The organism is Mycobacterium sp. 1165196.3, from assembly GCF_001673415.1.
In the GTDB taxonomy this organism is placed as follows: Bacteria; Actinomycetota; Actinomycetes; order Mycobacteriales; family Mycobacteriaceae; genus Mycobacterium; species Mycobacterium europaeum_A.
This window is the reverse complement of the sequence record NZ_LZLU01000010.1, coordinates 16,591-35,273: the sequence shown is the minus strand read 5'-3', so window position 1 is coordinate 35,273 and position 18,683 is coordinate 16,591. Positions and strand designations below refer to the sequence as shown.

General features: G+C 67.1%; 21 protein-coding genes. 7 read left to right on the top strand and 14 right to left on the bottom strand.

The genetic code is table 11. The features are described from left to right. The 5 genes from A5659_RS01060 to ctaD all read right to left on the bottom strand — a co-directional run. Nucleotides 1-739 (bottom strand): enoyl-CoA hydratase (locus A5659_RS01060; protein WP_156748740.1); only part of this gene is annotated, 739 nt, incomplete at its 3' end. Then, nucleotides 736-1,578 (bottom strand): NUDIX hydrolase, encoded by an 843-nt coding sequence (locus tag A5659_RS01055; protein WP_067019734.1) that lies wholly within the window; start codon nt 1,576-1,578, stop codon nt 736-738. The genes A5659_RS01060 and A5659_RS01055, both read right to left, overlap by 4 nt. After that, on the bottom strand, nt 1,575-2,402 hold the full coding sequence (locus A5659_RS01050) for an ABC transporter ATP-binding protein (RefSeq protein WP_156748742.1): 828 nt from the start codon (nt 2,400-2,402) through the stop codon (nt 1,575-1,577). Before A5659_RS01050 ends, A5659_RS01055 begins: the two co-directional genes overlap by 4 nt. A 116-nt stretch (nt 2,403-2,518) precedes the next feature. Beyond that, nucleotides 2,519-3,760: a phosphoserine phosphatase SerB gene (gene serB / locus A5659_RS01045; protein ID WP_066876349.1), complete on the bottom strand. Its 1,242-nt coding sequence runs from the start codon at nt 3,758-3,760 to the stop codon at nt 2,519-2,521. A 15-nt stretch (nt 3,761-3,775) separates the two neighbouring features. Then, the gene (gene ctaD / locus A5659_RS01040; RefSeq protein ID WP_231997702.1) at nt 3,776-5,536 is read right to left on the bottom strand and encodes a cytochrome c oxidase subunit I; all 1,761 of its coding nucleotides are present in this window, start codon (nt 5,534-5,536) and stop codon (nt 3,776-3,778) included. 177 nt (nt 5,537-5,713) lie between these two features. Here ctaD and A5659_RS01035 point away from each other — a divergent pair, with 177 nt between their 5' ends. Then, nucleotides 5,714-6,808, top strand: coding sequence for an iron-siderophore ABC transporter substrate-binding protein (locus A5659_RS01035; RefSeq protein WP_067178883.1), 1,095 nt, complete (start codon nt 5,714-5,716; stop codon nt 6,806-6,808). Between the two features lie 119 nt (nt 6,809-6,927). Further along, entirely contained in the window at nt 6,928-7,968 is a 1,041-nt protein-coding gene (locus A5659_RS01030; protein ID WP_066872073.1) for an NAD(P)-dependent alcohol dehydrogenase, read from the top strand. Between the two features lie 22 nt (nt 7,969-7,990). On the opposite strand, the gene A5659_RS01025 is transcribed toward A5659_RS01030, so the two are convergent. Beyond that, a complete protein-coding gene (locus A5659_RS01025) occupies nt 7,991-8,416 on the bottom strand; it encodes a DUF3349 domain-containing protein (RefSeq protein ID WP_066872070.1) in 426 nt (141 codons plus the stop codon). A gap of 309 nt (nt 8,417-8,725) precedes the next feature. Here A5659_RS01025 and A5659_RS01020 point away from each other — a divergent pair, with 309 nt between their 5' ends. Then, nucleotides 8,726-8,986 carry a hypothetical protein gene (locus A5659_RS01020; protein ID WP_156748736.1) on the top strand — a complete coding sequence of 87 codons (261 nt, stop codon included), beginning with the start codon at nt 8,726-8,728 and terminating at the stop codon, nt 8,984-8,986. Nucleotides 8,987-9,023: 37 nt separating this feature from the next. Here A5659_RS01020 and A5659_RS28800 read toward each other — a convergent pair whose 3' ends face one another. From A5659_RS28800 to nrdF, 3 genes are all read right to left on the bottom strand, one after another. Beyond that, the gene (locus tag A5659_RS28800; protein WP_255361666.1) at nt 9,024-9,158 is read right to left on the bottom strand and encodes a hypothetical protein; all 135 of its coding nucleotides are present in this window, start codon (nt 9,156-9,158) and stop codon (nt 9,024-9,026) included. 386 nt (nt 9,159-9,544) lie between these two features. Continuing rightward, on the bottom strand, nt 9,545-9,703 hold the full coding sequence (locus A5659_RS28020) for a hypothetical protein (RefSeq protein WP_165827780.1): 159 nt from the start codon (nt 9,701-9,703) through the stop codon (nt 9,545-9,547). 242 nt (nt 9,704-9,945) lie between these two features. After that, the gene (nrdF, locus tag A5659_RS01015; protein ID WP_197497868.1) at nt 9,946-10,920 is read right to left on the bottom strand and encodes a class 1b ribonucleoside-diphosphate reductase subunit beta; all 975 of its coding nucleotides are present in this window, start codon (nt 10,918-10,920) and stop codon (nt 9,946-9,948) included. A gap of 181 nt (nt 10,921-11,101) precedes the next feature. Between nrdF and A5659_RS01010 the strand changes: the two genes are divergently transcribed. Both A5659_RS01010 and A5659_RS01005 read left to right on the top strand, forming a co-directional pair. Then, nucleotides 11,102-11,548, top strand: a complete 447-nt coding sequence (locus A5659_RS01010) for an SRPBCC family protein (protein WP_067178879.1) — start codon at nt 11,102-11,104, stop codon at nt 11,546-11,548. Continuing rightward, the gene (locus tag A5659_RS01005) at nt 11,532-12,077 is read left to right on the top strand and encodes a TetR/AcrR family transcriptional regulator (protein ID WP_067178875.1); all 546 of its coding nucleotides are present in this window, start codon (nt 11,532-11,534) and stop codon (nt 12,075-12,077) included. The genes A5659_RS01010 and A5659_RS01005 overlap by 17 nt, the downstream gene beginning before the upstream one ends. Here A5659_RS01005 and A5659_RS01000 read toward each other — a convergent pair. Then, nucleotides 12,049-12,621: a TetR/AcrR family transcriptional regulator gene (locus A5659_RS01000; RefSeq protein WP_066881246.1), complete on the bottom strand. Its 573-nt coding sequence runs from the start codon at nt 12,619-12,621 to the stop codon at nt 12,049-12,051. The two genes, A5659_RS01005 and A5659_RS01000, sit on opposite strands and share 29 nt — an antisense overlap. Before the next feature lie 102 nt (nt 12,622-12,723). Between A5659_RS01000 and A5659_RS00995 the strand changes: the two genes are divergently transcribed. Further along, nucleotides 12,724-13,644 (top strand): SDR family NAD(P)-dependent oxidoreductase, encoded by a 921-nt coding sequence (locus tag A5659_RS00995; protein ID WP_066864715.1) that lies wholly within the window; start codon nt 12,724-12,726, stop codon nt 13,642-13,644. Here the strand turns inward: A5659_RS00995 and A5659_RS00990 are convergent. The 3 genes from A5659_RS00990 to A5659_RS00980 all read right to left on the bottom strand — a co-directional run bounded on the left by A5659_RS00990 (nt 13,641) and on the right by A5659_RS00980 (nt 16,924). Beyond that, entirely contained in the window at nt 13,641-15,179 is a 1,539-nt protein-coding gene (locus A5659_RS00990; protein ID WP_067178873.1) for an NAD(P)/FAD-dependent oxidoreductase, read from the bottom strand. The two genes, A5659_RS00995 and A5659_RS00990, sit on opposite strands and share 4 nt — an antisense overlap. 153 nt (nt 15,180-15,332) lie before the next feature. Continuing rightward, nucleotides 15,333-16,061 (bottom strand): TetR/AcrR family transcriptional regulator, encoded by a 729-nt coding sequence (locus A5659_RS00985; RefSeq protein ID WP_156748738.1) that lies wholly within the window; start codon nt 16,059-16,061, stop codon nt 15,333-15,335. Nucleotides 16,062-16,141: 80 nt separating this feature from the next. Next, on the bottom strand, nt 16,142-16,924 hold the full coding sequence (locus A5659_RS00980; protein WP_197497871.1) for a helix-turn-helix domain-containing protein: 783 nt from the start codon (nt 16,922-16,924) through the stop codon (nt 16,142-16,144). Nucleotides 16,925-16,999: 75 nt separating this feature from the next. Here A5659_RS00980 and A5659_RS00975 point away from each other — a divergent pair, with 75 nt between their 5' ends. Continuing rightward, nucleotides 17,000-17,467 carry a glyoxalase/bleomycin resistance/extradiol dioxygenase family protein gene (locus A5659_RS00975; protein ID WP_066864725.1) on the top strand — a complete coding sequence of 156 codons (468 nt, stop codon included), beginning with the start codon at nt 17,000-17,002 and terminating at the stop codon, nt 17,465-17,467. A 63-nt stretch (nt 17,468-17,530) separates the two neighbouring features. Here A5659_RS00975 and A5659_RS28360 read toward each other — a convergent pair whose 3' ends face one another. Continuing rightward, entirely contained in the window at nt 17,531-18,505 is a 975-nt protein-coding gene (locus tag A5659_RS28360; RefSeq protein ID WP_067178871.1) for an AraC family transcriptional regulator, read from the bottom strand. Nucleotides 18,506-18,683: the final 178 nt, after the last annotated feature.

Here is an 18,683-nt window from a genome sequence, read left to right as displayed (position 1 = left end):
CGCCACCGCCCTGACCAGCGGAGAACACCTCGACGTAGCGGCGGCGTTCGGCGGCGAGCCGCTCGGCCAGCCCCAGGTCGAAGACGTCGTTGATCCCGGCCTTGGCGGCGGCCAGCGCGTGCCGCGGCCCGTCGAGAAAACGGCGCGCCCACCCCGCGGCGGCGTCATAGACGTCGTCGGGGGCCACCATTTCGTCGATGAGGCCCAGCGCCAGCGCCTCTTCGGCATCGAAAAACCGGCCGCTGAACACCAGCTCCTTGGCCTTGCTCGCGCCGGCCGCCCGGGTCAGGCGGGTCATCGCATCGCCGCCGGGCACCAGGCCGGCCAGGATTTCGGTCGCGCCGAACTTCACGTTGTCCCCGCTGATCCGCCAGTCGGCGGCCAGGGCCAGCGTGAGGCCGGCGCCCAGCGCGTATCCGGTGATCGCGGCCACCGTCGGCTTGGGGATCGCCGCCACGGCGTCGATCGCCTCTTGGCGCACCCGCGCCACGCTGTCGGCCTCGGCGCCCCGCAGCGTCCGCAGCTCGGGCATGTCGTCGCCGGCGGAGAAGATCTCGTGGCCGCCGAACAGGATCACCACGGCGACGTCGTCGCGCCGCCCCAGTTCCTCGGCGGCCGCGATGACCTCCCGATACACCTGGCGGGTCATCGCGTTCGTCGGGGGCCGCGACAGCAGCAACATGGCCAGCCCGGCGTCTTGGGAGCCGTCGGAGACCACCACGCTGACGAACTCGCTCAATGCCGCCATCCCAGGCCACCCGCTTCCCGCGCCTGGTGGTAGCGGTCGGAGTCGAAGAACTCGAACACCCAGTTGTCGCCCTGGATCTCCAGGTGCGGCTGCACGGGCACGATCTGGCGCTCGACGGCCAGCACCTCCGCAACGGTCCGGCCCGCCAGCGAGTCCAGCTGCGTCCAGGTCGGGGGCAGCAAGAAGCTGCGGCCGGCCGTGAAGTCGTCGATCGCGGCCTCCGGCGTCGTCCAGCCCGCCCGATCGGATTCGGTGTTGTCGCCGTCGGCGCGCTGCCCCCGCGGCAGGGCGCCCACGAAGAAGTAGGTGTCGTAGCGCCGGGTGCGCTCGGCCTCCGGCGTGACCCAGTTGGCCCACGGCCGCAACAGATCCGAGCGCAGCTCCAGGTTCTCCCGGCGCAGGAAGTCCGCGAAGGACAACGTGCCGTCGGCCAGCGCGCGGCGGGCCTCGCCGTAGACCGAGGCGTCGTCGACGATGCTGTTCGGCGCCGAAACGGCCTCGCCCGCCGGCCCGGCGAACAGCACCCCCGACTCCTCGAACGTCTCGCGGGCCGCGGCGCAGACCAGTGCCTCGGCCAGGTCGGGTTCGATGCCGAAGCGCTGGGCCCACCACTGCGGCGGCGGGCCGGCCCACGCGATGTCCGCGTTGCGGTCGCGTTCATCCACACCGCCGCCGGGGAACACCATCGTCCCCGCGGCGAATTCCATTTTCGCGTGCCTGCGCATGAGAAAAACCGCTAGTCCGGTTTGGGAGCCGGCCGGTTCGTCGCGCACCAGCATCACGGTGGCGGCCGGCCGTGCGACCAGCGGGGCTTCGTCGGGTGACGTCATAGCGGCCTCCGGTGGGCTGCGCGGGTGCGGACTCGCCGGGCGAAATAGCGCCCGTCGACGACGTCGAGGGCGATCGCCTGGCCGAACGCGGTGGACAGATTCTCGGCGGTCAGCACGTCGGTCAGCAGGCCCGCGGCGACCACCTCGGCTTCCGAGAGCAGCATGCAGTGACTGAACCCGGGCGGTATCTCCTCGACGTGGTGGGTGACCAGCACCAGCGCGGGCGCGTCGGGGTCGCCGGCCAGGTCGGCCAGCCGGGCGACCAGCTCCTCGCGGCCGCCCAGGTCCAGGCCGGCGGCGGGCTCGTCGAGCAGCAGCAGCTCGGGGTCGGTCATCAGCGCACGCGCGATCAACACCCGCTTGCGCTCGCCCTCAGACAACGTTCCGTAGGTGCGGTCCGCCAGGTGCTCGGCGCCCAGGCTTTCTAGCATGTCGATCGCGCGTTGGTAGTCGACGTCCTCGTAGCGCTCTCGCCACCTGCCCAGCACCGCGTAACCGGCCGAGACGACGAGATCGCGCACCACCTCGTCGGTGGGGATGCGCTGGGCCAGGGCGGAGGAGCTCAGCCCGATCCGGGACCGCAACTCGGTCACGTCGACCCGGCCCAGCCGCTCGCCGAGCACGAAAGCGACGCCGGACGAGGGATGTTCGGCCGCCGCCGCGATCCGCAGCAGCGAGGTCTTGCCCGCCCCGTTGGGCCCGACGATCACCCAGCGTTCGTCGAGTTCGACCGCCCAGTCCAGCGGCCCGACCAAGACGTTGCCGCCACGCTTCAGCGATACCTGCCTGAAATCGAGCAGCAGATCGGGGTCGGCTTCCTCCACCGTCTGGTCGGCTCGACGCTCGGAGTCTCTCGACTCCTCGGGAATCACCTCCGGCTTCCGTTTTCGGGCACCCGACCATCGTGCCGTACCGCGGCGCCCGAATAGCTGCCGGGTCGCTAGGGGCCCGGCGGAATTTCCACCCGCCGGACCTCGCCGTCGATCGCGTCGGCGGCCTCGATTTCGCCGCGGGTCACACCCAACAGGAACAACACGGTGTCCAGGTACGGGTGACTCAGCGACGCATCCGCGACCTCACGCAGCGCGGGCTTGGCGTTGAACGCGATGCCCATCCCGGCGGCGGCCAGCATGTCGATGTCGTTGGCGCCGTCGCCCACGGCGACGGTCTGCGCCATCGGCACCCCGGCCTGCTGCGCGAAATCCCTTAGGGCCGTAGCCTTTCCGGCCCGGTCGACGATGGGGCCGACCACCCGGCCGGTGAGTTTGCCATCGACGATCTCGAGCTCGTTGGCCGCGACGTAGTCCAGCATCAGCTCGTGCGCCAACGGCTCGATGATGCGCCGGAATCCCCCGGAGACCACGCCGCAGTGATAGCCCAGCCGGCGCAAGGTGCGCAGCGTGGTCCGGGCGCCGGGCATCAGTTCCAGTTGGTCGGCGACCTCGTCGATCACGCTGGCGGGCAGCCCCGCCAGGGTCGCCACCCGCTGCTCGAGCGACTGCGCGAAGTCCAGCTCGCCGCGCATCGCGGCGTCGGTGATCGCGGCGACCTTGCCCTCGGCGCCCGCCCGGGCCGCCAGCATCTCGATCACCTCGCCCTGCACCAGCGTCGAGTCGACGTCGAACACGATGAGCCGCTTGGCCCGTCGTTCCAGGCTGTAGTCCTCGACGGCCACGTCGACCTGTTCCTCGCTGGACACCCGGTTCAGGGCGGTCCGCAGCGCGGCGTCCGCGCCCGGCGGCACCGAGACCCGCAGTTCCAGGCCGATCACCGGATAGTCGGAGACACCGCGGATCAGGTCGATGTTGACGCCGAGGGCGGCCACCTCACGGGCCACCGCGCCGAACGCACTGGCGGTGATGGGCCGGCCGAGCACGAAGATGGTGTGGCTGGAGGGCTCCCGCATGATCGGCACGTCGTCGCTGCGCTCGATGGTCACATCGAGCCCCACGCTGCGGATGGCCGTTTCAACGTCCTCGCGCAACTGCGCGCCGTCGGCGACCTCGGCCGGGCAGCACACCAGCACGCCCAGCGTCAGGCGGTGCCGGATCACCACCTGTTCGACGTTGAGCAACTCGACCCCATGCCGCGACAGCGCCTCGAACAGGGTCGCCGTCACGCCCGGTTGGTCCACGCCGGTGACGGTGATCAGCACCGACACCTTATTGGGTGGTGCGTTCACTCCGGACAGCCGCCGCTACTGCTCAGGAGTTGAGCGATCGGGTTCGGTTCGTGGGCCGAAGCCCTTCGGTGATTCGAGAGCCGTGGCATGGCGGCCCACGTGGGCCTCGGCGCGCAGCCGCTCCACCATGTGCGGGTAGTGCAACTCGAATGCCGGTCGCTCCGAACGGATTCGGGGCAGCTCGGTGAAGTTGTGCCGCGGCGGCGGGCAGCTGGTCGCCCATTCCAGGGAGTTGCCGTAGCCCCACGGGTCGTCGACCGTGACGACCTCGCCGTAACGCCAGCTCTTGAAGACGTTCCAGACGAACGGGAACATCGACGCGCCCAGGATGAAGGCGCCGACCGTCGAGGCGACGTTGTAGGGCTGGAAGCCGTCGCTGGGCAGGTAGTCCGCGTAGCGGCGCGGCATGCCCAGGTCACCCAGCCAGTGCTGCACCAGGAACGTGGTGTGGAACCCGATGAAGGTCAGCCAGAAGTGCAGCTTGCCCAGTCGCTCGTCGAGCAGCCGGCCGGTCATCTTCGGGAACCAGAAGTAGATGCCGGCGTAGGTGGCGAACACGATGGTGCCGAACAGCACGTAGTGGAAGTGCGCGACCACGAAATAGCTGTCGGTGACGTGGAAGTCCAGCGGCGGGCTGGCCAGCATCACGCCGGTCAGACCACCCAGCAGGAAGGTGATGAGGAAGCCGACCGAGAACAGCATCGGCGTCTCGAAGGTGATCTGCCCCTTCCACATCGTGCCGATCCAGTTGAAGAACTTGATCCCCGTCGGCACCGCGATCAGATACGTCATGAATGAAAAGAACGGCAGCAGAACGGCTCCGGTGGCGAACATGTGGTGCGCCCACACCGCGACCGACAGGGCGGCGATCGACAGGGTGGCGTACACCAGCGTGGTGTAACCGAACACCGGCTTGCGCGAGAACACCGGGATGATCTCGGTGACGATGCCGAAGAACGGCAACGCGATGATGTACACCTCGGGATGCCCGAAGAACCAGAACAGGTGTTGCCACAACAAGACTCCGCCGTTGGCGGCGTCATAGACGTGGGCGCCCAGATGTCGGTCGGCGGCCAGCCCGAACAGCGCCGCGGTCAGGATCGGGAAGGCGATCAGGATCAGGATCGAGGTCACCAGGATGTTCCAGGTGAAGATCGGCATCCGGAACATCGTCATGCCGGGCGCACGCATGCACACCACGGTGGTGATCATGTTGACCGCACCCAGAATGGTGCCCAGACCGGCGACGATCAGGCCGGTGATCCACAGGTCTCCCCCGGCGCCGGGTGAGTGCACGGCGTCGGACAGCGGCGTGTAGGCGGTCCAGCCGAAGTCGGCGGCGCCGCCCGGGACGATGAAGCCGGACGCCGCGATCAGCCCGCCGAACAGGAACAGCCAGTACGAGAAGGCGTTCAGCCGCGGGAAGGCCACGTCGGGCGCACCGATCTGCAGCGGCAGCACCAGGTTGGCGAAACCGAACACCACCGGGGTGGCATAGAGCAGCAGCATGATCGTGCCGTGCATGGTGAACAGCTGGTTGAACTGCTCATTCGACAGGAACTGTAGCCCGGGAGCGGCCAGCTCGGTGCGCATCAGCAACGCCATCAGCCCGCCTATGAAGAAGAAGGCGAAGCAGGTGACCGTGTACATGATGCCGATCAACTTGTGATCGGTCGTCGTGATCAGTTTGTAGACGAGGTTCCCTTTGGGGCCCATCCGGTCCGGATACGGACGAACGGCCTCGAGTTGTCCCAAAGGGGGCGCTTCGGCTGTCAACAGCTTCTCCAAACATCCAGATCGGACACTGGCCCAAAAATCGGTATTGAGACGAATCTTAGCCGTCGATCATGACGACGTCAGGGCTGGTCCTACAAACTGTCGTAAACGGCTCACCGGCGCGGCCGCGTCGTCGGCGCGGCCGCGCCGAGCTGGCCGGATGTTAGCGTCTGACGCGTGTTGTTCGGCGTGATCAGACCCGCCCGGCTGACCGCGGCGACGGCGGCGGTCATCCTGGCCTGCGGCGGCTGCGGATCCGACCAGCCCGCCGGGCAGCCGACCCATTCGCTCGTCACGCCCACCACCCAGATCGCCGGCGCCGGCGTGCTCGGAAACGACCGCCGGCCCGACGAGTCATGCGCACGCGACCCCGCCGAGGCCGACCCGGGCCCGGCCAAGCGGCAGGCGCACAACGCGGCGGGCGTCGCCCCGGACATCGTGCAGGTGCCTGCCGATCCCCAGCGCATCGTGGTGCTCTCCGGCGACCAGCTCGACACGCTGTGCGCGCTGGGCCTGCAATCGCGGGTGGTCGGCGCCGCCCTGCCGGACGGCTCGCCGAGCCAGCCCGCCTATCTGGGCGGCGCGGTGCAGGGCGTGCCCGGTGTCGGCAGCCGCTCCCACCCGGACGTGAAGGCGATCGCGGCCGCCCACCCCGATCTGATCCTGGGCTCGCAAGCGTTGACCCCGACGCTGTATCCGCAGCTGGCCCCGATCGCGCCGACGGTGTTCACCGCCGCGCCGGGCGCGGCCTGGCAGGACAACCTGCGCGCCGTCGGAGCCGCCACCGGCCGCGGCGCCGCGGCGGACGGGCTGGTCACCGGCTTCTCGCAGCGGGCGACCGACGTCGGCGCGCGGCACGACGCCTCCCACTATCAGGCGTCGATCGTGCAGCTGACGGCCGGCACCATCCGGGTCTACGGCGCCAACAACTTCCCGGCCAGCGTGCTCGGCGCGGTCGGCGTCGACCGGCCCGCCTCGCAGCGGTTCACCGACAAGCCCTACATCGAGATCGGCGCTTCCGACGCGGACCTGGCGAAGAATCCGGATCTCTCGATCGCCGACGCCGACGTGGTGTACCTGTCCTGCGCCACCCCGGCCGCTGCCGATCGGGCCGCGACGATCCTGGACAGCAACCCGTGGCGCAAGCTGTCGGCCAACCACGACAACCGGGTCTACGTCGTCAACGACGAGATCTGGCAAACCGGCGAGGGCCTGATCGCGGCCCGCGGCATCGTCGACGACCTGCGCCTGGTGAACGCCCCGATCAACTGACCACGACCGGCCGGTACGCACTCGTCGCCATAAGGTGATATTCGCCGCCTCGGATGGCGGAAGAACTTTTACCCTAGCTAAACTTCTTGAAGACGTATCGAATCGAAGAGGGACTTTTCATGAGCACAGTTTCGGCGTACGCGGCCACCTCGCCGACGGCACCGTTGACCAAGACAACCATCGAGCGGCGCGAGCCGGGTCCGCACGACGTGGCGATCGACATCAAGTTCGCCGGAATCTGCCACTCCGACATCCACACGGCCAAAGGCGAATGGGGAACACCGAGTTACCCGCTGGTCGTCGGCCACGAGATCGCCGGCGTCGTGACCGCGGTGGGCTCCGCGGTCACCAAGCACAAGGTGGGCGACCACGTCGGGGTGGGCTGCATGGTGAACTCCTGCGGTCAGTGCCGCAGTTGTCAGGCCGGCCTGGAGCAGTACTGCAGCCGGGGCACGATCTTCACCTACAACGCCACCGACAAGGACGGCACGATCACCCAGGGCGGCTACAGCCAGGCGATCGTCGTCAACGAGAACTTCGTCCTGCACATCCCCGATTCGCTGCCGTTGGACAAGGCGGCGCCGCTGCTGTGCGCGGGCATCACGCTGTTCTCGCCGCTGCGGCACTGGAAGGCCGGCCCGGACACTCGCCTGGCGATCATCGGCCTGGGCGGGCTGGGCCACATGGGCGTCAAGCTCGGGGCGGCGATGGGCGCCGAGGTGACGGTCCTGTCGCAATCGCTGAAGAAGATGGAAGACGGTCTGCGACTGGGCGCCAAGCACTACTACGCCACCGCCGAGCGCGAGACCTTCAAGGAGCTGCGCAACAGCTTCGACCTGATCCTGAACACCGTCTCGGCGAACCTGAACCTCAACGATTATCTCAGTCTGCTCGACGTCGACGGCACGCTCGTTGAATTGGGCATTCCCGAGCACCCCATGGAGGTGGGCGCGTTCTCGCTGGCGCTGGCGCGCCGCAGCCTGTCCGGGTCGAACATCGGCGGCATCGCCGAAACCCAGGAGATGCTGGACTTCTGCGCCGAGCACAACGTGACGCCGGAAATCGAGCTGATCGAGCCCGACTACATCAACGAGGCCTACGAGCGCGTCCTGGCCAGCGACGTGCGCTACCGCTTCGTCATCGACATCTCAAAGCTGTAGGGCATCAGGAAGCTGACGGGCCCTACAGCGCGACGCCCGGCGCGTTCTCGGAAGCAGCACTGCGCGCGGCGATTTCGGCGGCCTCTCCCCATTCGTCGCCGGGGATGACTTCGCTGACGTCGATGCCGGCTAGCGGCCACCCGACGGCCGCCAGGGTGGACGCCACCCGGATGATGTTTTCCGGCCCGGCGTCGTAGTGCGTCATGTCGGAGATGAAATGGGCGATCTCGTCGCGCTCGATGACGCCGTCGGCGATCGCCGGGGATCCGTCCGCGGTGATGTTGCGCACCACCTCGGCGATCTGCTCCTCGGTCAGTGGGGTGCTGCGCAGCAGCGCCAGCAGCGGCACCCGGTCGGGCCCGGGGACGCCCTCGGGGTAGCCGGCGCGCAGCCAGCGAAGTACCGAACGGCAGAAGTTGGCGGTGGCAGAGGCGGCGGTATTCGTCACCCCACCAGTGTCAGGGCTGTCGTGTCACCCGCGCCAGCGGGTGAAAAGCGGCGCGTGCACAATTCATACGCCGTTCATTACCCGAACATGTCCGCTACCAAAAAGCGCGCGGCGGACGGATCCACAGCGGCAGTCACGAAACGAATCATGGCGTCCCTGCGAAGGCCGATATGCGAAACTGCGCGGCCCGGAGGGGCGATGGCCTTTGGAGCGACGCGACGATTGGGTATGCAGGACTTGTACGAGCAATTGATGGTTCAGTCGTAATCGTCTGGGAGACAAGTGCAACTCGATGTAATCGCCACCGCAATGACCGCGACGGGCGCGCCGCTCATCGTCTCCGGGATACTCGGGGTCGGCGAGATCGGGGTCGGCGCCTATCAGCACCAGCGGACAAACAGAGTGGCCGGAAACCTCAACATGATTGCTGGGGGCCTGGGACTGCTGGCCACGATCGGCGCGACGACAGGACAGCTCGAAATCGCCCTTCCCGCAGCAATATTGGGCGGCGCAGCTGTCGGCATCAATCTCGTTAACCAGACCCGCCAGCAGCACCGGCAGAGCGCATAGCCGTCGGGCCGCGGGCTCATATCGGCTGGCCGGCGCCTCATTCGCCGGCGGTTGGAGCGTCACTTCCCGTGGATGAGGGCTCCGTGGACTCCACGTCGGAGCCCTCTTCGTCGTCGGTGGCTTGGGGCGGTTGTTCGTCGCCCTCTGGCGGCGGCTGTTCGGCGGTGGTCACGTGGCTCTCCCGTCCAGAAACGATTTCGCGTGCCAGATACCCGGGCGGGCCACGCGGGAAACCGAGCGCCGCGGTCGAACCGCCCAGCAGTCCGGCCCTCGTCCTCGCGTCGAGGAACGTGCATGAGAACGTCATTGCAGATCTAGCCGACGTGCCGCTGGCGGCTAATGCGAGTGATCGCGCGGGAAGCCAAGCAGTGCGGGCTACAAAGCAACGTCGGAGGCCCGCGGTAAATCGGGTACGGGTATTTTCCGCTTCGGGCTTATTAGCGGTCGAGTCAATAATCGGCTGGTATCCACAATCGTGAGAAAGCAGATCGCGGGAAACCCAATGCGCGTTTGCCAGTCGCTAGTAACTGCTTAACGAGGCGACAGTGATCGGCCGAGCTAGCCGACACCTTCCGAGCTCTGCTCGGTGGCGCAGTGGACCATCCGCTCGCTCAGCTGGATCAGCGGGTCTTCATACCCACCAGGCATGGTGTAGGCCAATCGGCGCAATTCGACGGCAAACTCGTACAGATGCTGGGTCAGCAACGCGACGGTCATAAGGCGGCAGTGACGATCTTTGCGGTGACGGTAGCTACGCGGAACAACATACTTCCCAAACTTCCCCCTATTGGCGACCCAGATGTTTGGCGACGTGTCCCGATTCGTCGATGGCAGCGTAATCGCTCCCGCATCTAATTACAACTGTGTTTGTAAAAACTCCCGCGCGGCGTATGGAGCGGACCAATAAGTCTCCGGCCGGCCGGCCGTGCAAGACAGACCAGCTATGCGAGCTGCGGTTGCTAGAAGTCCCAGTCCTCGTCCTCGGTGACGACGGCCTTGCCGATCACGTAGGACGAGCCCGAGCCGGAGAAGAAGTCGTGGTTCTCGTCGGCGTTGGGTGACAGCGCCGACAGGATCGCCGGGTTGACGTCGGTCTCGTCGCGCGGAAACAGCGCCTCGTAGCCGAGGTTCATCAGCGCCTTGTTGGCGTTGTAGCGCAGGAACTTCTTGACGTCCTCGGTCAGCCCGACCTCGTCGTAGAGGTCCTGGGTGTACTCCACCTCGTTGTCGTAGAGCTCGAAGAGCAACTCGTAGGTGTAGTCCTTGAGCTCCTGCTTGCGCGCGTCGTCCACCAGGGCCAGGCCGCGCTGGAACTTATAGCCGATGTAATAGCCGTGCACGGCCTCGTCGCGGATGATCAGCCGGATCATGTCGGCGGTGTTGGTCAGCTTGGCCCTGCTCGACCAGTACATCGGTAGGTAGAAGCCGGAGTAGAACAGGAAGCTCTCCAGCAGCGTGGAGGCGACCTTGCGCTTGAGCGGCTCGTCGCCCTTGTAGTACTGCATGACGATCTCGGCCTTGCGCTGCAGGTTGGGGTTCTCCTCCGACCAGCGGAAGGCGTCGTCGATCTCGGCGGTCGAGCACAGCGTGGAGAAGATGTTGCTGTAGCTGCGGGCGTGCACCGACTCCATGAACGCGATGTTGGTGTACACCGCTTCCTCGTGCGGGGTCAGCGCGTCGGGGATTAGGCTGACCGCCCCGACCGTGCCCTGGATGGTGTCCAACAGGGTCAGGCCGGTGAACACGCGCATGGTCATCTGCTTCTCGTGGGCGGTCAGGGTGCCCCATGACGGCAGGTCGTTGGACACCGGCACCTTCTCCGGCAGCCAGAAGTTGCCGGTCAGCCGGTCCCAGACCTCGGCGTCCTTGTCGTCTTGCAGCCGGTTCCAGTTGATCGCCGAAACGCGGTCGATCAGCTTCATGTTTTCGGACACCAGAACCCCACTTCACACGCCGTTTTGCTGGATGAATCTCAGGCTCCAGACACTACCCCTGGGGTGCGACAAGCGACGGCAACACAACAACTTGTGTTTGCGTGTCGCAAGCGCCCCCCGGCGCACCGTCGGTTCCATTCCGTTCTCCAGTATCGCGCGCCAAGGATGTACCATTTGGTACATGTTTACCGAAGACAGCGTCGAGATCGACGCACCGCCCCGACTCGTCTGGGACGTCTTCACCGACGTCGAGCACTGGCCGGACTGGACCGCCTCGGTCACCTCCCTGACCGGGCTGGACGGCGCGGCCCTCGCCGTCGGCAGGCGCTTCGCGATCAAGCAGCCCGGCATGTCGAAGCTGAAGTGGCGGGTCACCGAGCTCGACCCCGGCAGGTCCTGGACCTGGGTGCAGCGCTCGCCCGGAGTGCGGGTGCGCGCACGCCACGACGTCATCGCCCAACCCGGCGGCCGCACGTTGGTGCGCCAGCAACTCGACCAGGGCGGCGCGCTGGGGGCCCTCGTCGGGCGGTTGATGATCAAGAAGACCAAGCGCTTCCTCGACCTGGAAGCCCAAGGCCTCAAGGCCCGCGCCGAGCAGCTCAGCCGCGCCGATGGCGCGCACCCCTGACACCGGGCGGCGCCAACAGCTCCTCGAGGCACTCGTCGCCGAGTTCGCCACCGGCGGCATCGGCGACCGGTCCCTGCGCGAGGTGGCCGCCGCAGTGGGCACCAGCCACCGAATGCTGTTGCACCACTTCGGCTCTCGCGAAGACCTGCTCCTGGCAATCGTCGAGGCGGTCGAGCACCGGCAGATGGGTGTGCTGTCCGAACTGCCGACCGGCCCTGCCGAGGGCTTCGCGGCGATGTGGGCCGACCTGCGTCGACCCGAGCTGCGCCAAGCCGAGCGCTTGTTCTTCGAGTGCTACGCCCGCGCCGCCCAGGGCGAAAAGCCTTTTGCCCGAATGGTTCCCGGGGCCGTCGAGAGTTGGCTGGCCGAGGTCGACGCGATCGCCGAGGCTCCGGTCGATCCCGCCTTGGCCCGGCTCGGGTTGGCCGTCGCACGCGGCCTGCTGCTGGATCTCGTCGCGACCGCCGACGAGGCCGGCGTGGATGCGGCCGCGCAGGCTTTCATCCGGCTTTTGGCAACACCGAAATAAGCGTGTCGACGAGTTCCTCGGCGCTGGTGTGCCACTTGTCCAGATCCATGTGGCCACTCAAGTCGAGGCCCGTAATGCCATGCGCGCTCGTCAAAATGAGCGCCCCGTAGCGCGGGGCCTGCTGCGGACCGGTGATGCGACCGACCATTTGAAGAAACAGCTCCTGCGTGCGTTGGGCCGCCTGCATCGCCGCGGTCGGGTCACCCGCCGGCGGGGTGAACATCAGGCGGTAGAGATGCGGGCGGGTGCGGCCGATGTCGATCAGCGACAGCAGGGCCGACCGCAGACATTCCTGCGGCGAATCTTCGCTACCCACCAACGCTTCGAGCGCGTCACCCAGTTCGCGCAGTGCGTTGGTGGCCAACTCGGCGAGCAGAGACTCCTTGTCGGCAAAGTGCCGATACGCCGCCGAGCGCGACACGCCGCTGCGGGCGCCGACCTCGCGCAGCGTCACCGCGTCGACACCGCCGAGGTCGAGCAACACCCCCGCCGCCTCGACCAACGAACGGCGCGTCGCCGCCGCGCTTTCGGCCCTTGTCGTCACCCGCAGAGCATAAGCCGGTCGTTGGGTTGACAATGTCAACTCGACTGCTAAGTTGAGATGACAGCGTCAACTCAAACTAGGTCCCCTCGATCGGAGAACCCCATGATGTCGTCGAATCGCGCCAACCGTAATGAGCTGATCGTCGTCACCGGCGCCTCGACCGGCATCGGCGCGGCCACCGCCCGAGAATTGGCCCGCAAGGGTTTTCATGTGCTGGCCGGTGTGCGCCGCGACGCGGACGCCGAGGCGCTGCGCGCACAAAACATCGAGCCGCACATCCTGGACATCACGATGGAAACGGACGTGGCCGCCATCGCCGACCGCGTCGCGCGCGATCCGCTGCGCCGTCCCCTGCGCGCGCTGGTCAACAACGCCGGCATCGCGGTCAATTCTCCAGTCGAAACGCTGCCGATCGACCAGTGGCGCCGGCAATTCGAGGTAAACCTCTTCGGCCACATCGCGATGACCCAGAAGCTGTTGCCGGCCCTGCTGCTCAGCGGAGGCACCGTCGTCAACATCAGCTCGGTCGGCGGCAAGGTGGTGTTGCCGACGTATGGCGCGTATGCCGGTTCGAAGTTCGCCCTGGAAGCCGCCAGTGACGCGTTGCGGCGGGAGGTCGCCGAACTCGGCATCAAGGTGGTCGTCGTCGAACCCGGCGCGGTCAAGACCGAGATGGCCGAGCGCGGCATCAGCACCGCCGAGGGCCTGATGGCCAGCCTGACCGAGGCGCAACTCGCCCGCTACGGCGATCTCATCGGGGCCGTCACGGCGCAAGCCCGGTCGTTCGGCGAGGAGGGCGTTTCGGCCGAACACGCCGCGAAGGTGGTCGCCAAGGCCGCGACCGCACCGCGTCCACGCACGCGCTACACCATCGGACGCGACGCCGCAATCCTGTTGTGGATCAACCGCGTGGTGTCCGACCGGGGGCTGGACCGCATCGTGCGGCAGAACCTGCGATCCTTCGCCAGGAAGTCGCAGGCCCGCGAACAACGCAGCGCCGCAACAACTTCGGTCGGCCTTTAGACCGCCGCCCGCTCGCCCGTGTTGACGCCGTAGAACTGGTATTCGTCCCGCTTCACCGAACGGGTCGCCCGCCAGTACTCCCAGGTGTAGCCGCCCCAGAGCACGGTGTTCTTGCCGTGCTCGTCCAGATACCAGCTGCTGCAGCCACCGCTGTTCCACACCGAGGGGCCCAGCCTGCGCTGCAGCTCGTCGTTGAACTTGTCCTGGGCGGCGCGGGTCGGGGCCAGCGCCTGGGCACCCAGCTTGTCGCAGGTCGCGATCGCGTCTGCGACGTAACGGATTTGGGATTCGATCATGAACACCACCGAGTTGTGTCCCAGCCCGGTGTTGGGTCCCAGCAGGAAGAACAGGTTGGGCACGTCGGCGACGGTGATGCCGCGGTGCGCGCCGATGCCCTCGCGGTTCCAGCGGTCCACCAGGTCCTCGCCGTGCAGCCCCTTGATCTGGACGTAGGTGTAGGAGTCGGTGACGTGGAAGCCGGTGGCGTACACGATCACGTCGGCGGGCCGGTGGGTGCCGTCGGCGGTGACGATGCCGTCGGCGGTAATCCGCGAGATGTGGTCGGTGACCAGTTCGGTCTTCGGGTCCGCGACCGCGCCGTAATAGGTGGAGGAGTTCAGGATTCGCTTGCACCCGATGCGGTAGTTCGGGATCAGCTTGCGCCGCAACTCCTTGTCCTTGACCGCCCGGCGAATGTTGTATTTGCAGTAGGACTCGATGAACTTGAGCAGGTTCGGCCGCTTGGTCATGCCGAAGGCCAGCGCTTCCTGCCCCCAGTAGATCGCGAGCCGCACCAGCGCGCGCAGCCCGGGCACGTTCTCCATGGCCCGGCGCACCGCCGGCGGAATCTCGGGGTTCGACCGCGGCACCACCCACGGCGGAGTGCGTTGGTAGAGCTGAAGTTCGGCGACCTTCCCGACGATCTCCGGCACGATCTGGATCGCACTGGCGCCGGTCCCGATGACGGCCACCCGCTTGCCGGTCAGGTCGACGCTGTGGTCCCACTCGGCGGAATGGAAAGCGGCGCCGGCAAACTCGTCGCGGCCTTCGATGTCGGGCATGGACGGGATGTGCAGCGCGCCCGCACCCGAGATCAGGAACTGGGCGACGTATTCGCGCCCGTCGGCGGTGAACACGTGCCAGCGGTTCTCGTCATCGTCCCAATGGGCCCGATCGACCAGCGAGTCGAACTCGATGTAGCGGCGCAGCCCGTACTTCTCGGTGACGCCCTTGAGGTAGTCCCAGATCTCGGGCTGAAAGGAGAACGGGTTCTTCCAGTCGGGCTTGGGCTCGAACGAGAACGAATAGAGGTGCGACGGGATGTCGCAGGCGCACCCCGGATAGCTGTTGTCCCGCCAGGTGCCGCCGATGTCGCCGGCCTTTTCCAGGATGACGAAGCCGACGCCCTGCTTTTGCAGCGCGATCGCCATCCCCAGACCGGAGAACCCGGTCCCGATGATGACGGCGCGCGTGTGCACGGGCTTCGAGGCGCTGGCCGCAGGGGTTGTCTCGGTTTGTGTCACGACGTCGGTCACGGTCGATCGGTCCTTCTATCCAGGCGTGTCGCGGGTCGGCGTCAGCCGGCGTCTTCGGCTGCGGCCCCGGCCGGCGCAGATACCCAGTACCCAGGGTATCGGTTTGGACGAGTGTTATCGATGGCCGCGGCGGTTGTCAACGCGGAACCGCGCTCAGCCCACGGCCGGCTTGACGGTCACCATGTCGTGAATCGGCAGGTCAGGATTCATCGTGATGCCCAGCGCCTCGGCGGTCCCGACGATGACCCCCATCATGATGGTGGTCAGGTGCGCGACGAACTGCTCGCGCGACATCAGCCGGGGGCTGTCCGGCTCGGGGCCCAGCCACCACTCCGTGGCCGACGCGGCGCAGCCGAACGCCGCGTTGCCGGCCAGTTCGACCGCCGCGTGGTCGAGTTCCATCTCGCGCAGCTCGTTGTCGAACATGTCGGCCACGGCCAGGGTGATGCCGCGTCCCTCGTCCAGGATCTGGGGGCTGGCCGCCGAGCGGCCCTGGATGAAGACGCGCAGCACATTGGGGTGCTTGTCGACCAGGATCACGTACTCCTCGACGCTGCGCCGGATCACCTCACGGGCCGAGTCCGTTTTCAGGTCGATGGACGCGAAGATCGCGGCCCACAGCATGTCGCGTAGCCGCTCCCCGATCGCCTGGAACAGGTCCGACTTGTCGTGGAAGTGCCGGTAGATCTTCGGCTTGGCGGTGCCGGCCTCCTCGGCGATTTCCCGCACGGACAGTTCGGGGCCGAGCCGGTCGATGGCGCGGAAGGCCGCGTCGACGATTTCGCTGCGCACTTTCTTGCGGTGCTCGCGCCAGCGCTCGCTGCGCGCGTCGACCTTGGCCCCAGGCTTGACAGCCGGGTGGGGTCTAGGAGGCCGAGGAATTCTCACCACATCAAGCACTGTACCGCGCGACGGGCGCTGACCTGGGCAGACTGCCCGATCAAACGGCTGGGCGTGCCCGTTCAGGCGTATCGCTGGGCGTACTCACCGGGACTGCAGCCGAGCATCGAGCGGAAGTCGTTGGTGAAGTGGGCTTGGTCATACCAGCCGAGGCGAACCGCCAGATCGGCCAGATCGACGGATCGATCGGTCTCGATTGCCAACGCCGCCTGCTGCAGGCGGTAACGGCACAGGACCCATTTGACCGGAACCCCGACGTAGTGGCGGAAAACCCGCTGGGTGGTTCGCACGCTCCACGGTGAGCACGCCATCACGTGCTGTACTCGCTGGATGGCGTCGTCGTCACGGATCCGGTCTAGCAGCGCGTTGAGTGACGTATAGGTCGGGTCGGGGTCGGTGCGTGTCCCGATCATGGCGTCCAGTTGCGCGGTCGTGCCATCGATATCATCGTCGAAAAGCGCTGGGCTGTCGAATAAGTCGTCATCGACGCACACAACCCGGCCGGTCAGCGCGCTTGCATCGCGTCGGAATCGGGCGGTGAATCCGCCCGGCCGGAAGCGCGCGCCGACCACCGCGCCGCGTCCCGACAACTCGATGGCGAAGATCCGCTGAACCACGCCGTGCACCAAGGTGGCCGGCAGGGTGAACCCATGGCGGGGTGAGTCGGTGCCCCACTCATGGGTGAGATTGATGGATGGGAAAGTGATGACCAAGCTTTCCTGCGGGGTCCGCCCGGTCAGGTCCCAGCGCACCGACCAGAAGTGCTCGACGAATTCGGCAGCCGCCACCGAGGGCACCGTGCGGTCGAGCTCGAATATCGAGCCGGTGGCAGCCCGCCCGACCACACCGGGCTCCGGCGCTCCCGCCGGTGGCGTGTTTTTACAAGCGTCCACGCGACGAATCTAGCCAAGCTGAACGACATGAATCCCGAACCGATCCCCGAGGGCTACACGAGTTTGACCCCTTTTCTCGTTGTCGACGGAGCCGCAGCCGCCATCGAGTTCTACACCGACGTCTTCGGCGCGGCACTCGTCGAGAAGATGCTCGGGCCCGATGGCACGGTCGCGCACGCGGAGTTGGACTTCGGGCGCGGCAGGTTGCAGCTGTCCGACCCCAACCCCAGCTATCAGCTTGAAGCCCCGAGCCGCACCGAGGCGGTCACCCACTCGATCGCGCTCTACTGCGCGGACGTCGACGCCGTGCTGGCGCGGGCCCAGAACGCGGGGGCCACACTGCGGGAGGCGGCCCAGACCTTCGTCACCGGCGACCGGTTCGGGTCCATCACAGACCCGTTCGGGCAGCGGTGGTCGATCATGACGCGGGTCGAAGACATCGACTCAACCGAACGCGAACGCCGGCTGGCCAACTGGGGCGCCGAGAACCTTTGATCGGTCGCGGTCCTCGAGCATGCAGGACACGCAGCCCTCGACTTCTGTTCCGCCGATGCGTCGCTACGGCCCGTGCAGTACCTCGCTCGGTGAGCGGCCGAACTCCCGCCGGTAGTCGGCCGCGAACCGGCCGAGATTGCCGAAACCCCAGCGGTATGCGACGGCGGCCACCGTCGTCCCGTCCTCGACTGATGACTGCCTGAGCTCCGCGTGCGCTCGCGCGAGGCGGATCGACTTCAGGTGTGCCATGGGAGTCGTGTCCAGGTGCCTACGAAAGGCCTCCTGGAGGGCACGAGTGCTCAACCGTGCTGCGGCCGCGACGTCACCGATCCTGATGTCCTCAGCGGCCGCGTCCTCGAGGTAGGCGATCGCACGCCGAACGGCCGGAGGTTCGACGCGGCCACTCGGACCCGCATCGGCCGCCGGAAAAATGCCGGCGTAGGCCTCCACGATGCTCGCTATCAACATGCGACGTATCTGGGCGGACAGCAATGTCTCGGACGTGAGGAGCCCGTTCGGTCCGGCGTTGCGGAGCAGGAACTGCATCACCTTCGCAACGGCCACCGTTCCCGCCCGGGAGGCGTGCCGGTCCAACGGGAATCGGACCGCGGCCGGCTCGCCCGCGCCGGTGAATTCACCAACCGCCGCCTCGAACTCGGTGCGGCCGATCCGCACATGGAAGAGGTTGCAGTTCTCTTCCCAACGCAACTGATACGCGGTGTGCGCGTCCAGCACGACATGTTCGCCGGGCAGCAGCAACCGTTCCCCACTCGCGGCACGGGCCGCAAACCGCCCGCTGATCTGCTGGGAAACCAGGACGAAGTCGTCGAACGTCGACGATTCCATCAGGGTTGTAGCCGACCCATACGAGAGGGCGTAGACGCCTAGCCCAGTGGTGCCGCCCTCGGCGTGCCGGGCCCGGAACGCCGATAACCTGCCTTTTACAGCGAGGCGATGGGGACAGTAGACAGACGCGACTTGAGTTCTCGCGTCGTCCGGATCCGAGGTGTCGATCCGGATGCGCAGGCCGTCGATCATCAGGCTGTGGCCCGTTCGTGGATCGCCGTCGCCATTTCAAGCACGCTCAAGCCCCGCCCGACGGCTGACGTCGTCGGTTTCGCCGGCAGGCGCGGAGGGCGCCGCGACGAGGGAAAGGCCGCGGAGGCCGGCGGCGCGGTCGCGCGCGCAATCGCCTGCAAGCGGTGTCACCTCGTTC

Excerpts from the sequence above, each read along its gene's own strand:
- A5659_RS01055 (WP_067019734.1), bottom strand. The coding sequence starts at position 1,578 with ATGACGTCACCCGACGAAGCCCCGCTGGTCGCACGGCCGGCCGCCACC.
- A5659_RS01030 (WP_066872073.1), top strand. The coding sequence starts at position 6,928 with ATGAGCACAGTTTCGGCGTACGCGGCCACCTCGCCGACGGCACCGTTG.
- A5659_RS01020 (WP_156748736.1), top strand. The coding sequence starts at position 8,726 with ATGACCGCGACGGGCGCGCCGCTCATCGTCTCCGGGATACTCGGGGTC.
- A5659_RS28020 (WP_165827780.1), bottom strand. The coding sequence starts at position 9,703 with ATGACCGTCGCGTTGCTGACCCAGCATCTGTACGAGTTTGCCGTCGAA.
- A5659_RS01010 (WP_067178879.1), top strand. The coding sequence starts at position 11,102 with ATGTTTACCGAAGACAGCGTCGAGATCGACGCACCGCCCCGACTCGTC.
- A5659_RS01005 (WP_067178875.1), top strand. The coding sequence starts at position 11,532 with ATGGCGCGCACCCCTGACACCGGGCGGCGCCAACAGCTCCTCGAGGCA.
- A5659_RS00995 (WP_066864715.1), top strand. The coding sequence starts at position 12,724 with ATGATGTCGTCGAATCGCGCCAACCGTAATGAGCTGATCGTCGTCACC.
- A5659_RS00975 (WP_066864725.1), top strand. The coding sequence starts at position 17,000 with ATGAATCCCGAACCGATCCCCGAGGGCTACACGAGTTTGACCCCTTTT.
- A5659_RS28360 (WP_067178871.1), bottom strand. The coding sequence starts at position 18,505 with ATGATCGACGGCCTGCGCATCCGGATCGACACCTCGGATCCGGACGAC.